The organism is Streptomyces sp. NPDC001889 (assembly GCF_053594535.1).
Genome location: NZ_JBSFER010000014.1, coordinates 139,778 through 153,549, shown reverse-complemented (window position 1 = coordinate 153,549; position 13,772 = coordinate 139,778). Strand labels below are relative to the sequence as shown.

9 protein-coding genes are annotated in these 13,772 nt (G+C 74.3%); 6 read left to right on the top strand and 3 right to left on the bottom strand.

The genetic code is table 11. The features are described from left to right. Window positions 1-331: 331 nt before the first annotated feature. Window positions 332-1,243, bottom strand: a complete 912-nt coding sequence (locus tag ACWCRA_RS18025; protein ID WP_451068033.1) for a Gfo/Idh/MocA family oxidoreductase — start codon at window positions 1,241-1,243, stop codon at window positions 332-334. A 206-nt stretch (window positions 1,244-1,449) separates the two neighbouring features. Here ACWCRA_RS18025 and glnII point away from each other — a divergent pair, with 206 nt between their 5' ends. Both glnII and ACWCRA_RS18015 read left to right on the top strand, forming a co-directional pair. Beyond that, window positions 1,450-2,478: a glutamine synthetase gene (glnII, locus tag ACWCRA_RS18020; protein ID WP_351544099.1), complete on the top strand. Its 1,029-nt coding sequence runs from the start codon at window positions 1,450-1,452 to the stop codon at window positions 2,476-2,478. Window positions 2,479-2,984: 506 nt separating this feature from the next. After that, window positions 2,985-3,617, top strand: coding sequence for a winged helix-turn-helix domain-containing protein (locus ACWCRA_RS18015; RefSeq protein WP_351544102.1), 633 nt, complete (start codon window positions 2,985-2,987; stop codon window positions 3,615-3,617). 57 nt (window positions 3,618-3,674) lie between these two features. Here the strand turns inward: ACWCRA_RS18015 and ACWCRA_RS18010 are convergent, their stop codons facing one another. Both ACWCRA_RS18010 and ACWCRA_RS18005 read right to left on the bottom strand, forming a co-directional pair. Next, window positions 3,675-5,126 (bottom strand): PepSY-associated TM helix domain-containing protein, encoded by a 1,452-nt coding sequence (locus ACWCRA_RS18010; protein WP_351544104.1) that lies wholly within the window; start codon window positions 5,124-5,126, stop codon window positions 3,675-3,677. Between the two features lie 45 nt (window positions 5,127-5,171). Beyond that, on the bottom strand, window positions 5,172-5,792 hold the full coding sequence (locus tag ACWCRA_RS18005; RefSeq protein WP_351544107.1) for a hypothetical protein: 621 nt from the start codon (window positions 5,790-5,792) through the stop codon (window positions 5,172-5,174). An 861-nt stretch (window positions 5,793-6,653) separates the two neighbouring features. Here ACWCRA_RS18005 and ACWCRA_RS18000 point away from each other — a divergent pair. From ACWCRA_RS18000 to ACWCRA_RS17985, 4 genes are all read left to right on the top strand, one after another. Continuing rightward, complete coding sequence (locus ACWCRA_RS18000; RefSeq protein WP_451068032.1) at window positions 6,654-7,691, top strand: NAD-dependent epimerase/dehydratase family protein; 1,038 nt, start codon at window positions 6,654-6,656, stop codon at window positions 7,689-7,691. A gap of 116 nt (window positions 7,692-7,807) precedes the next feature. Beyond that, a complete protein-coding gene (locus ACWCRA_RS17995; RefSeq protein ID WP_351544113.1) occupies window positions 7,808-9,109 on the top strand; it encodes a sensor histidine kinase in 1,302 nt (433 codons plus the stop codon). Further along, complete coding sequence (locus ACWCRA_RS17990; protein WP_351544116.1) at window positions 9,094-9,741, top strand: response regulator transcription factor; 648 nt, start codon at window positions 9,094-9,096, stop codon at window positions 9,739-9,741. Before ACWCRA_RS17995 ends, ACWCRA_RS17990 begins: the two co-directional genes overlap by 16 nt. 441 nt (window positions 9,742-10,182) lie before the next feature. Further along, window positions 10,183-13,296 (top strand): alpha-N-acetylglucosaminidase, encoded by a 3,114-nt coding sequence (locus ACWCRA_RS17985; RefSeq protein WP_451068031.1) that lies wholly within the window; start codon window positions 10,183-10,185, stop codon window positions 13,294-13,296. The last annotated feature ends 476 nt before the right edge of the window (window positions 13,297-13,772 follow it).

Here is a 13,772-nt window from a genome sequence, read left to right as displayed (position 1 = left end):
GTGGCACAGGGTCCGTCCTCAAACGCCGGACGGGCTGGGGTGTGCCGGACGGGCTGGGATTGCCGGACCCGCTGGGATTGCTCGGGACACCCCCGGTGCGGCGTCCGTCCTCAAACGCCGGACGGGCTGGGTGTGCCGGACGGGCGGGAGGGGCCGGACCTGCCAGGTTTGCTCGGGACACCCCCGGTGCCGGGTCCGTCCTCGAACTCCTCCAGAGTTGCCTCTGGGAGGTGCCCCCAGACCGGCTGGAGGGGCGGAGCCGGGTTCGCTGGCGGGGTGCGGGATTGCGAGCGCGCGGGGGGGGCGGGTGCGGGTCGGACAGGGGTTGAGGTCAGGGGAGTTGTGATTCGGCCTCCGCGAGGATCTCCGTCAGCCTCACCCCGAAGCGGGCATCACACGCATTCGGCTCCCCACTCCTGATCGCCTGGCGCAGCTCATCCACCGCCTGCCGCAGCGCGTTCACCGCGTCCGACCCCTTCGGCAGCACCGCCCTCCCCCGCTCCCCCGCGAACTCGACGCTCACGCCGGCCGCCCTCCGGGGGGCGCCCAGGCCGATCGTCGCCGTGCTCGATCCGCCGGAGGCGTGCTGGAGCACCAAGTGCACGGTGCCGGTGTCCCGCGCCCCGGGGATCGCCCTCACCTCCGTCACCTCCCCGAGGAAGGGGATCAGCACCGACAGCACATGCGGTCCGACATCCCACAGCCCGCCCTTCTCGCGGCGCCACGGCGACGGCGGGTACCGGACGTCCTCGCCGGGGGTGTTCCGCGAGCCGAGCCACACCGCGGAGGCGGTGAACCACCCGCCCGCCGCCGACTGCTCCGCGATCCAGATCGCGGTGTCCGGGTCGAATCGCGGTGTGCAGAAGACCACGGAAGCCACCCCGGCGCGTGCCGCCGCCTCGGCCGTCTCCCGGGCGGCGGCCACGCTGGTGGCCACCGGCTTGTCGAGGATCAGATGGCGGCCGGCCTCGGCGGCCCGCGCGGCCAGCGGGGCCTGGACGTCGGGCGGCAGCGCGAAGGCCGCCGCCTCGCACTCCGCGAGGAGCGCGTCGATTCCCTCGTCCCCGGAGTACGCCTCCGTGCCGTGCGCGCGGGCGAGCGCGGCGGCGGCCTCCGGCCTTCTGGCCCAGACCCCGGCGAAGTCCACCCCGCCGTGCGCGGCGAGGGCCGGCGCATGGGCGTGTTCCGCCCACGGACCGGCGCCGAAGAGACCACAACGTAGGTTCCGCACGGGATTGTCCATGCGTACCAGTGTGACCGGCGCCACCGCCCCACCGGGGCGGAATCCGGTGAGTACCCGGCATACGGGGCTCCGGGGCCCGCGTAACACGGGGTTCACAATAGGGCAACGGCCGGGAAATGGGACATTGCGAAGCTGCACCGCAGAGAGCACCACCGCACCACCCGCACCACCCGCACCGGCCCGCCGCACCCGCAAAGGACGACCCCGTGACCTTCAAGGCCGAGTACATCTGGATCGACGGCACCATGCCGACGGCCAAGCTGCGTTCCAAGACGAAGATCCTCGGCGACGGCGCCGAGCTGCCGCTCTGGGGCTTCGACGGGTCCAGCACCAACCAGGCCAAGGGCCACGCGTCCGACTGCGTACTGAAGCCGGTCTTCTCCTGTCCCGACCCGATCCGGGGCGGCGGCGATCTGCTGGTGCTCTGCGAGGTCCTCAACACGGACATGACCCCGCACGAGTCGAACACCCGGGCCGAGCTGGTGGAGCTGGCCGAGCGGTTCACCGCGCAGGAGCCGGTCTTCGGCATCGAGCAGGAGTACACCTTCTTCGAGGGCGACCGTCCGCTCGGTTTCCCCGTCGGCGGCTTCCCCGCCCCCCAGGGCGGCTACTACTGCGGAGTCGGTGTGGACGAGATCCACGGCCGTGACGTGGTGGAGGCGCACCTCGACAACTGCCTCAAGGCCGGGATCGGGATCTCCGGCATCAACGCCGAGGTCATGCCGGGCCAGTGGGAGTTCCAGGTCGGCCCGCTCGGACCGGTCGAGGTCGCGGACCAGCTGTGGATCGCGCGCTGGCTGCTCTACCGCACCGCCGAGGACTTCGGGGTCGCGGCGACGCTCGACCCCAAGCCGGTGAAGGGCGACTGGAACGGCGCGGGCGCGCACACCAACTTCTCCACGAAGGTGATGCGGGAGGGCCCCGAGGGGTACGCCGCCATCATCACCGCGTGTGAGTCGCTGGGCGAGGGCTCCAAGCCGCTGGACCACGTCAAGAACTACGGCGCGGGCATCGACGACCGTCTCACCGGACTGCACGAGACCGCGCCGTGGAACGAGTACAGCTACGGGGTCTCCGACCGGGGCGCATCGGTGCGCATCCCCTGGCAGGTGGAGAAGGACGGCACGGGTTACCTGGAGGACCGGCGGCCCAACGCCAACGTCGACCCGTACGTGGTGACCCGGCTGATGGTGGACACCTGCTGCACGGCGCTGGAGAAGGCCGGGCAGGTCTGAGCCGTGCCGTTCCGTCAAGACCGTGGGGGCGCCCGCCGATTCGGCGGGCGCCCCCACGGGTGTGTCCGCTTCGGTGTCCGAGGAGTGGGACGGCTGTCCGGGGCGGGCACCGGTGGCCGAGGCACTGCCGTGGTGCGCTCCCACCGCGCTGAGCGGGGAAGTTACCGGCCAGAGAGGGGATTTCCGGCCTGGCGGGTGGGACGGCACCACCCGGGTGTGACGCGATCGGCGTCTCGAACCGTGAGAGAGGCCCTCGTTCACGCCGTGGACATCTGCTTCAATGAGCCCATGGCCAGCTTGGAGAAACCCGCGACAGGTCGCAGTGACCTGGAGCCCTTCTGGCCCTCCCGGCAGCACCACGACTTCGACCGGGAGTGTTGCCGCGCGATGAACGCGCAGGCCCTCTAAAGCCGTCCTTCGGCCTTCGGCCCGCGCGCACGACGTACGTCCGTCCTACCGACTCGACGACTCGACGACTCCATCGCGCGAAAGAGAGCTGACCTCTCATGGCGAACTCCCGCCCCCTCTCCGCCCTGTCCGCCGCGGTCAACGGAAGCGCCGCCTCAGCGGCCTCCGCCGCGACCGCCGCTGTCCACGCGGGAGCGCTGAACCCCGCCCGCCACCGGTTGCGCGCCATAGACCGGGACGAGGTGGTGCCCCCGGGCAGCCTCGTCGACGTGGCGGAGTTCCTGCCGCCGGGCGCCACCTGGCTGCCCGTGCCCCAGCACAGTGTCCCCGGGCTGCCCGGCCGGCCGCCGATGGTCGGCTATCTCGTCCTCGTACCGGCCGACCAGCATCCGCCCGCGGCACTCACCCCCGTCCGTGTCCCCGACGAGCCGGAGGAACCGGTGGAGCCGGCCGGGCCGGTGCGCATCGACGCGGCGGAGCGGGTCGCGTGGGTGGGCGGTACGGCGCTCGATCTGACCTATCTCGAATTCGAGCTGCTGGCGCATCTGGTGGCGCATCCGCACCGGGTGCACACCCGCGACCAGCTGGTGACGACGGTGTGGGGGTACGGGCATGTGGGCGACGGGCGCACCGTCGACGTCCATGTCGCCCGGCTGCGCCGCAAGCTCGGCGCCGAGCACCGCCGTACGATCCAGACCGTGCGGCGGGTCGGCTACAAGTACACACCGTGAGCGACGGCCCGGCCCCGGCACACCCGCCGGGGCCGGGCCGCGCCCCCTCACCCCTGGTCAGGCCCGGGCGCGGGCCTTCGCCACGGCTCCCAGCGCCAGGTCGAACGCCAGGAACACCAGCAGGGTGACGCCGAGCAGCGGCACGAACCAGCCGACGAACACGGTGGCCGCGGTGAGCGGCAGCAGCGCGGTCGCCGGGACGCGCCGCCAGGCGCCGCGCGGCACCGGCCTTCCGCCGGCGAACAGCCGCGCCTTGGTGGGCCTGCGCAGCCACCACATCCGGTAGCCCCAGAGGATCAGCGCGATGAGCGCGAGCGCCAGGGCCGCCAGCGCGAGCTGGTTGGGCAGCCCGAACAGGACGCCCATGTGCGCGTCGATGCCGAACCGGGTGAGCTGGGCGAGTACGGGGTGGTCGGAGAAGCGCAGTTGGTCGATGACCGTGCCGTCCGCCGGGTCGACGGCGGCGGAGTCGAGCTGGACGGGGAAGGTGGTGTCGGTCTCCTTGACCACATAGCCGGTGCCCTCGGAGGGGAGGGTGACAGCCAGCTTCCCGGAATCGATTCCGGCGGTACGGGCGGACTCCAGCGCCTTGTCGATGCCGACGTCCGCCCCCTGGCGGGCCGCTCCCCCGCCGCCGCCGTGGCCCTCGTGCCCCTCGTGGCCCCCGCCGGAGGCGGAGCCTCCGTCGAGGGTGGCCGACACGGCGGGGGTGGCGCCGCCGAGCTGGTCCTGGACGGCTCCGATGTTCTCGCCCGCGTAGCGGGACCAGGTCAGTCCGGTGGCGGAGAGCAGGACGAGACCGGTCACCGCCCACAGGCCGACGGAGCCGTGCCAGGTGAGGGTGCGCCGGCGGCCCCGGGCACCGCGCTCCGGGACGAGCAGGGCGCGCTTGCCGGCGCGCCTGCGGCCGAGCCAGAGCAGCAGGCCGCCGAGGGCGACGACCCAGAGCCAGCTCGCGGCGAGTTCGCTGTAGTTGCGGCCGATCTCGCCGAGGTGGAGATCCCGGTGCAGCTCGTCGAGCCAGGTGCGCAGGGGGAGGGCGCCGGAGCTGCCGTAGGAGGGCAGCTCACCGCGTATCTCGGCGGTGTACGGGTTGACGAAGACGGCGAGTGACCTGCCCTCCTCGACACCGGGGGCGCTCATCAGCACCCGGGTGGTGGACTCGCCGTCGGGCGCGGGCCAGACGGCGGTCACCGTGCCGTCGGGGCGGGCCTCCCGGGCGGCGTCGACCTGGGCGGAGAGGGGGAGGGCGCGGTCGCCCTCGGGGACGGTCAGCTCATGGCGGTAGACGATCTTCTCTGCCTGGAAGGAGAGGGCGTAGAGAAGGCCGCTGAGGGCGGCGACCAGCAGGAGCGGGCCGACCAGCAGACCGGCGTAGAAGTGGATGCGGAGGGCGAGTGGCCGCAGGGCGCTCCAGGTGGAGGAGGGGGCGCCGGGTGTCGCGGCGGTCTCCTGCTCCGTCTCGGTGCGGCCCTCGGTACGACCCTCGGTGGGGGCGTCGATGGACATGGCGGTCCTAGGGAGTTGTGAGTGACATGGGGAACCGGCCCCAGGTCAGACAGCAGCTCCGGGGGCCGTGGCGCGGGGTGCGAGGGGCGCGGGCGGGCCACGGCGCACGAGCGAGTCGGCGAGGAGAAGGCTGCGGCGCCGGGCGCGGGCGGGGCGGCGGCGCACGGGCCGGGGGGCGGGGTCGGGCAGCGGCCGTACGACGGCGAGGAGCAGCCGCAACGGGGTGAAGGCGAGGGCGGCGACGGCGCGCGCGAGCCGGAGGAAGGCGGCTTCGCCCCGGGCCAGCCAGACCGCGCACACGGCGGCGGAGAGGAGGTGCGCGGCGACCATGGCGACGGGCGAGGGCCCGAGAAGACCGAGGTCGGGGGTGGGGTCGGGGGTGTGGTGGTGCGCGGGCTCGGGTGCGCCGTGGAGCTGGGCGCGCGCGAAGTAGAGGTGGAGGGCGCCCTGCACGGCGAGCAGCCCCAGCCCGATGGTGAGGGCGCCGCGCCGGCGCGCGGCGGCGAGCCAGGCGAGGGCGGAGATGAGGGGGAAGGCGGGGAGGAGGGGGGTGAGGGGGATGTCGTGGCCGGAGACGAGGGTGTGGCCGAGGGTGGCAAGGGAGATGCAGATCGCCGCGAAGAGGAGGGCGCGGAGGGCGCGGAGGGGGGAGCGGGCGTCTGTCATGGTGGGGATATGGTGCCACCGGGGTGGAGGTTTTGGGCCATGGGGGCGGTTATTTTCTCGCCGCCGGGATGGCCTTGGGGTGGTGGGGCGCGCCTTCCGGGTGGCGGTCGGGAGGCATTGGCGTGTGCGGCGCGGGAGGGCGGGGTCTGTGCGACAACTCCAGCCTGTCTGGGGCGCCTCCCGGGGCCAGCTCCGGGGGAGCTTGAGGACGGACCCTGTGCCACAGGTGACCCGAGCAGTTTCAGCCCGTCCGCGGACAGTTTCAGCCCGTCCGGCGATTGAGGACGGACCCCGCACCGCAGGTGACCCGCACAAACCCAGCCCGTCCGGCGATTGAGGACAGACCCTGGTCCACAGGTGACCCGAGCAACTCCAGCCCGTCCGGCGATTGAGGACGGACCCTGTGCCACAGGACCCCGCATCCCGCGGGCCACGGTCGGGGGCCGGCCCCCGAACCCCCGCGCCTCAAACGCCGGCGAGGCTGGATTTCGTGCCTCGGCTCCCCGGCGAGGCCGGGGGTCGTGCCTGGCTTTGTGCCTCGGCTCCCCCGCAGAGGTGGATGCCGTGCCTCGGGTCCTCCGCGAGGCTGGGTGATGCGGCTCAGCTCCCCGGCGAGGCCGGGGATCGTGGATCGGCTCCCCCGCAGAGGTGGATGCCGTGCCTCGGCTCCCCGGCGAGGCTGGGTGATGCGGCTCAGCTCCCCGGCCACGCTGAGGGGTGTGCCTCAGCCACCCCCGCCGGGCTGAGGAAACCCCGGCCCCGTCCGGAGGCACCCCCCGGAGGGAGCGAGTCAGCACGGGAGGTTCTTCCCGTAGCAGAAAGACGTGGTGGCAGCAGGGGGGCACGGGGCAGGGTGGGGGGATGAGGCTATTGGTGTTGGGCGGGAGCGAGTTCGCGGGGCGGGCCCTGGTGGCCGGCGGGGTGGGGCGGGGGTGGGAGGTGAGTGTGTTCAACCGGGGGCGGCGCCCGGCGCCCCCCGGGGTGCGGGCGCTCGTCGGCGACCGGGAGCGGCCCGGGGGTCTCGACGCGCTCCGGGGCGGGGAGTGGGACCTCGTGGTCGACACCTGGGCCTCCGACCCCCGCGTGGTGCGCGACTCCGCGCGGCTGCTCGCCGGACGCGCCGGGCGGTACGCCTATGTGTCGAGCTGCTCCGTCTACGCCTGGCCGCCCGCCACCGGGTTCGACGAGAGCGCCCCGGTCGTGGACGCCTCCCCCGACGCGTCCGGCGTCCCCTACGCGGAGGCCAAGCGCGGCGGCGAGATCGCCGCCGTCGAGGCCTTCGGCGAGCACCGCTCCCTGCTGGTGCGGGCCGGGCTGCTGCTCGGCCCGCACGAGAACGTGGACCGGCTGCCGTGGTGGCTGCGGCGCGTCGCCCGGGGCGGCCCGGTCCTCGCCCCCGGCCCCCGGGACAACCCGCTCCAGTACATCGACGTACGCGATCTCGCCGAGTGGACCCTGTCGGCGGCGCAGGCCGGGCTCAGCGGCCCGTACAACCTCGTCGGCGAGGCCGGGCGGACGACGATGGAGGAGGTGCTGACGGCCTGCGCGCGGGTCACCGGCTCGGTCGCCGAGCTGCGCTGGACCCCGCCGGAGGCGATCATCGCTGCGGGCATCGAGCCCTGGACGCACCTCCCCCTCTGGGTCCCCCGCACCGAGGCCGCCGAACTGCACAACGCGCTCTACGGGCTGAGCGTCGCCAAGGCGTCCGGCGCCGGGCTGCGGTGCCGGCCGCTCGCGGAGACCGTGGCCGACACGTGGGCGTGGATGCGGGACGCCGGGGAGTCCGGGGAGCGCCCGGTGCGGGCGGCGGCGGGGCTGGCACCGGAGCTGGAGGCCCGGGTACTGGGCCTGGCCGGGGACCGCCCGGCCCCCGGCGCGGCCGGTCCCGTGGGGCCCTAGGACAAGGCCGGAGGGTGGTGCCGGCTACACCCCCGGTCCGGTGGCGGGGCCCAGTGCCCCCGCCCCGTGTCCGGGACAGACTGGTGGCCGGACCGCACACTCCCGGGGGGACGGCCATGAACGCGACGAGGATCGGGGCGGCGGTGGTGGCCGCCGTCCAGGGGCTGGCGCTGACCCTGCTGGCACTGGCCGGATCGGTCACGCTCTTCGTGTCGGCGGTGGTCTCCATCGCCCTGATCCCCATCGGCGTCGGGGTCTTCACCACCCCGGCGGTCCTGCATCTGGTGCGGCTGCACAGCGCCCGGCGCCGGCTGCTGGCGGCCACCTGGGCGGGGCGGCGGATTCCGGCCGCGCACCGCCCCTTCCCCCGCGATCTGCGCGGCGGGGTCACCGGCCAGGTCGAGCGCTGCTCCCTGATGCTGAAGGACCCGGCCACCTGGCGCGATCTCCAGTGGCTGCTGGTGGACATGACCGCCGGGGCGGTCGTCGCCGCGCCGGCCCCCGGGCTGATCCTGCACGGTCTCTTCGGGCTGCTGGTCGCCGCCGGGCTGTGGATACCGCTGGCCGATGCCTCGGACGGCCCGTACTGGTACGCCTTCGTCCCGGTCCAGGGCTGGGGCACCGGCGGTCTCGCGGCGCTGCTCGCGCTCGCCCTGATCGTCCTCGCGGTCAAGGCCAACCCGGCCCTGGTCCGTATCCACTTCCAGCTCACGGCGGCGGTCCTCCAGCCCGACCGGGAGGGCGAGCTGGAGCAGCGGATCGACCGGCTCACCGAGACCCGGCACGACGCCCTGGACACCTCGGCGGCCGAGCTGCGCCGGATCGAGCGCGACCTCCACGACGGGGCGCAGGCCCGGCTGGTGGCGATGGGCATGAACCTGGGCACGGTGGAGGCGCTGATCGAGAAGGACCCGGCGCGGGCGAAGCTGCTGCTCGCGCGGGCCCGGGCGGACTCCGCCGAGGCGCTGACCGAACTGCGCGACCTGGTCCGGGGCATCCATCCGCCGGTGCTGGCCGAGCGGGGTCTCGGGGACGCGGTGAAGGCGCTGGCTCTGCGGCTGCCGGTCCGGACCGAGGTGGATGTGGAGCTGACGGGGCGCACCGAGGCGGCGGTGGAGTCGGCGGCGTACTTCGCGGTGAGCGAGACCCTGGCCAACGCCGTCAAGCACGCGGGCGCGGAACGGATCTGGGTGGACATCTCCCACGCGGAGGGCGCGCTGCGGATCGCGGTCACCGACGACGGCGGGGGCGGCGCGGTGATCGGCCCGGAGGCGCGGGCGGGGGCGCCGGAGGGGTCCGGGACGGGTCTGAGCGGGATCGAGCGCAGGCTCGGTACATTCGACGGCGTCCTGGCCGTCAGCTCGCCCGCCGGCGGCCCCACCATGGTCACCATGGAGATCCCTTGCGCGTTGTTCTAGCCGAAGACCTCTTTCTCCTCCGTGACGGCCTGGTGCGGATGCTGGAGGCGTACGGCTTCGAGATCCTGGCCGCGGTGGAGTCCGGGCCCGAGCTGGCGAAGGCGCTCGCGGAGCTGGAGCCGGACGTGGCCGTGGTGGATGTGCGGCTGCCGCCGTCCCACACCGACGAGGGCCTCCAGTGCGCGCTGGCCGCCCGGCGGGCCCGGCCGGGGCTGCCGGTGCTGGTCCTCTCGCAGCACGTGGAGCAGTTGTACGCGCGTGAGCTGCTGGCCGACGGCCACGGCGGGGTCGGCTATCTGCTCAAGGACCGGGTCTTCGACGCCGACCAGTTCGTCGACGCGGTGCGGCGGGTGGCGGGCGGGGGCACGGCGATGGACCCGCAGGTGATCTCGCAGTTGCTCTCCCGGCGCTCGCAGGACAGGCCGATGGGCGGGCTGACCCCGCGCGAGCTGGAGGTCATGGGGCTGATGGCGCAGGGGCGGTCCAACGCGGCGATAGCCGAGCGGCTGACGGTGACCGAGCGGGCGGTGGCCAAGCACACCTCCAACATCTTCGCCAAGCTGGGGCTTCCGGTGTCGGACGACGACAACCGCCGGGTGCTGGCGGTGCTCGCCTATCTGGACCACGGCTGAGCCCCGGGGCGGGCAGGGCCGCCCCGCCCCTGGCGCGAAACGATCCGGCCGATTACCGCCCTCCCGGGCCGGGGACCGTCCGGCGCCGTGCTCCCGGGGGCCCGGAGGCGTCCCGCACGTGCTCCCGCGCGTGGTGGCTCGGCGACGGGCTGCCCATCGGACGGATGCCGGGCTCCCCGGCCGTGTTGATCCGCTCCCCCGTCCCCGGCCGGGTCCCGGGGCCCGCCGCCACGCCGATCGCGCGGCGTCGGCGGAGGGACATCCGGGGGCGGGGGCCGAACCACAACTGCCGGTGCCGCAGGGGCCGTACGCCGGGTGCCGGGCCCCGCGCCCGTCCGCATCCGGCCACCGTGTCCCCGCTCCCCCGTTCCCGGAGGGCGGACGCCCGGTAACCTGCGCCACGCATGCACCGAGTGTGACGCGGGCAACACGGAGGCGCTGATGGACGAGTTGTCGAGACGCGGGGTCCTGGGCACCGTGGGGGTGATCGGCGCGGGCGCGGCCCTCGCGGGCGCGGCGCCGGGTGCCGCCGCGCTCCCCTCCGTGTCCTCCGTGCCCTCCGCGCCCGTGACACCCGGCGCGGCCTCGGACATCACCCCGGCGCGCGCCACGCTGCGGCGACTGCTGCCGGACCACGAGGAGCAGTTCGAGCTGTCCGCGCTCAGCGGCGCCGAGCGCTTCCGGGTGACCGGCACCGCCGGGCGGATCGTGGTCGCGGGCACCTCGCCCGCCGTCCAGCTCACCGGTGTGCACTGGTACCTCAAGTACACCTGCCGGGCCCATATCTCCTGGTCCGGCAGCCGGCTGGAGCTGCCGGACACCCTGCCCGCGCCGCGCCGGACGCTCACCCGCTCGGCGACCGTGCCGCACCGGTTCGCGTACAACGACACCCACGACGGCTATACCGGGCCGTACGCCGACTGGGCGCGCTGGGAACGGCTGCTCGACGTGCTCGCCCTGCACGGCTGCAACGAGGTGCTGGTGACCCCCGGGCAGGAGGCCGTCTACCACCGGCTGCTGCTCGACTTCGGCTACACCGACACCGAGGCCCGCACCTGGCTGCCCGCCCCCTCGCACCAGCCGTGGTGGCTGCTCCAGAACATGAGCGAGTACGGCGGCCCGGTCTCCCCCGCCCTGCTGGAGGCCCGCACCGAACTCGGTCGGCGGATCGTGGCGCGGATGCGGGAGCTGGGCATGCGGCCGGTGCTGCCGGGGTACTTCGGCACGGTCCCGGACGGCTTCGCCGCCCGCAACCCCGGCGCCCGGACCATCCCCCAGGGAAGCTGGAACGGGCTCCCCCGCCCCGACTGGCTCGATCCGCGCACCAGGGTCTTCGCCGAGGCCGCCGCCGCCTTCTACCGGCACCAGGAGGAACTCTTCGGCGCGACCGATTTCTTCAAGATGGATCTGCTGCACGAGGGCGGCAACGCCGGTGACGTGCCGGTCCCGGACGCCGCGCGCGCGGTCGAGACCGCGCTGCGGACCGCCCGCCCGGACGCGACCTGGGTGATCCTGGGCTGGCAGGCCAACCCCCGCCCCGCGCTGCTGGCGGCCATCGACACCAGCCGGGTGCTGATCGTCGACGGGCTCTCGGACCTGGACACGGTCACCGACCGGGAGACCGAGTGGGGCGGGGCTCCGTACGCCTTCGGCACCATCCCCAACTTCGGCGGGCGCACCACCATCGGGGCGAACACCGACCGGTGGACGGCGAAGTTCACGGCCTGGCGGGACAAGCCGGGGAGCGCGCTGGCCGGCACGGCCTACATGCCGGAGGCCGCCGAGCGGGACCCGGCGGCGCTGGAACTCTTCAGCGAGCTGGCGTGGCGCGAGGAGCGGATCGACCGGGAGGCGTGGTTCGCCGAGTACACCCGGTTCCGGTACGGCGGCGACGATCCGCAGGCGCGGTCGGCGTTCGCCGCGCTGGCGGCCACCGCGTACCGGCTGACCAGCACGGACGGACGGCCCTTCGACTCGCTGTTCCTGCGGCGGCCGAATCTGACCTCGGCGATCGCGACGGCCTTCGACCCGGCCGTGTTCGACCGGGCGCTCGCCGGGCTGCTGAGGGTGCGCCCGGGGCTGCGGGACTCGGACGCGTACCGTCACGATCTCACCGACATCACCCGGCAGGCGCTGGCGAACCGGTCGCGCACCCTGCAACTGGTGCTGCGGGCCGCGTACAGCGCCGGGGACGTGACCACCTTCCGGGGGGTGACGGCGCTCTGGCTGAAGCTGATGCGGCTGGCCGACACGGTCGCCGGCTGCCACCGGGCGTTTCTGCTGGGGCCCTGGCTGGAGGAGGCCAAGCGGCTGGCGACCAGCCCGGCGGAGGCGGTCGAGCTGGAGCGGACCGCGCGGGTGCTGGTGACGACCTGGGGTGACCGGGCGGCGGCCGGGCAGCTCAGCAACTACGCCAACCGGGACTGGAACGGGCTGATCAGCGATGTCCATGTGCCGCAGTGGGAGGCGTTCCTGACCGAGGCGGGGGCGGCGCTCGCGGAGGGCCGGGCGCCGAAGCCGTTCGACTGGTACCCGGACGAGGAGACCTGGACCAGGGACCGCAGGGCGTATCCGGTCCGGCCCACGGGCGACGCGCACAAGGTCGCGTCCCGGGTGTACGAGACCCTGGCGACCGCGCCCTACCAGGGGCACACCACCGTGTCGGTGGAGCCCGGCGCCTTCTCCCCGGGCAGTTCGGGGACGGTGACGGCCGCCTTCCGCAACCTCAGCGGGCTGCGCGCCACCGGCCGGGTCGATCTGGCCCTCGCCGGCGCGGAGCTGGCTCCCGTGCCCGAGGGGCCGACGAGTCTGCCGTCCGTGCCCGCCGGTTCGTCCGGGTCGGTCTCCTGGCGGGTGACCGCCCCGGCCGAGCCGCTCACCGAGCCGCTGCGCTCGCTGCCGTACGAACTCGGGGTGCGGTACGGGCCGAGCGGCGGGAGCCGGGTGTCGGTCACCCAGCGCGGCGCGCTGCACATGGCCGCGCCGCTGGCGGCCGGCTGGTCCGTCTTCACCAACAACGCGGCGGTCTTCGGGCAGCTCGGCGAGCGGTTCGCGGTGAACGGCGGGGGCAGTGATCTGTGGCGCGGTACGGCGCACTTCGGCACGGCGTACCGGGCGCGGGCGCTGGCTCCGGGGACGCGGGTGGTGGTGCGGGTGGACGCGCAGGAGAACACGGGGTCGTGGGCGCGGGCCGGGATCGTGGCCCGCGACGAGCTGGCGGCGCAGGGCGCGCGGGGCTTCGTGAATCTGGCGGTGACCCCGGGGCAGGGGGTGGCCCTGTCGTACGACTCAAACGGCGACGGCACCCTGGACACCTACCGGCGGGTGACGGGGGTGCGGGCTCCGGTGCTGCTGCGGCTGACCCGGGAGCCGGGGGTGTCGTACACGGGGGAGTTCTCGGTGGACGGGGGGGAGAGCTGGCGGACGGTGGGGACGGTGGGGGTGCCGGGGGCGGGGGCGGTGCAGGATGTGGGGATGTTCATGACGGCCATAAACGGGGGGAGCGGGGTGCGGGGGACGGTCCGCTTCAGCGAGTGGGAGGTGAGCCCGGGGTGACCCCCGGCTCACGGCTGCGGCCCGCCCACTGCGGCTTTTCGCGCCCCGGGTTCGCGGCGTGCGGGGTCCTGTGGCGCGGGGTCCGTCCTCAAACTCCCCCAGAGCTGCCTCTGGGAGGTGCCCCCAGACGGGCTGGAGTTGCTCGGGCCACCCGGGGCGCGGGGTCCCTCCCCAACGCCGGACGGGCTGAGTGGACCCAGCCCCCCGGCGACTGAGCAGCACCACCCCAGCCCCTCCGGCAACTGAGCAGCACCACCCCAGCCCCTCCGGCGATTGAGGAGCGGGGGCTCGGGGGCCGGCCCCCGACCGTGGCCCGCAACATGCGGGGCTCCCGTGGCACAGGGTCCGTCCTCAATCGCCGGACGGGCTGGAGTTGCTCGGGCCACCTGTGGACCAGGGTCCGTCCTCAAACTCCCCCAGAGCTGCCTCTGGGAGGTGCCCCCAGACGGGCTGAGATGGCTCGGGCCCTCTCGGAG

Excerpts from the sequence above, each read along its gene's own strand:
- ACWCRA_RS18025 (WP_451068033.1), bottom strand. The coding sequence starts at position 1,243 with ATGGACAATCCCGTGCGGAACCTACGTTGTGGTCTCTTCGGCGCCGGT.
- ACWCRA_RS18015 (WP_351544102.1), top strand. The coding sequence starts at position 2,985 with ATGGCGAACTCCCGCCCCCTCTCCGCCCTGTCCGCCGCGGTCAACGGA.
- ACWCRA_RS18010 (WP_351544104.1), bottom strand. The coding sequence starts at position 5,126 with ATGTCCATCGACGCCCCCACCGAGGGTCGTACCGAGGGCCGCACCGAG.
- ACWCRA_RS18005 (WP_351544107.1), bottom strand. The coding sequence starts at position 5,792 with ATGACAGACGCCCGCTCCCCCCTCCGCGCCCTCCGCGCCCTCCTCTTC.
- ACWCRA_RS18000 (WP_451068032.1), top strand. The coding sequence starts at position 6,654 with ATGAGGCTATTGGTGTTGGGCGGGAGCGAGTTCGCGGGGCGGGCCCTG.
- ACWCRA_RS17995 (WP_351544113.1), top strand. The coding sequence starts at position 7,808 with ATGAACGCGACGAGGATCGGGGCGGCGGTGGTGGCCGCCGTCCAGGGG.
- ACWCRA_RS17985 (WP_451068031.1), top strand. The coding sequence starts at position 10,183 with ATGGACGAGTTGTCGAGACGCGGGGTCCTGGGCACCGTGGGGGTGATC.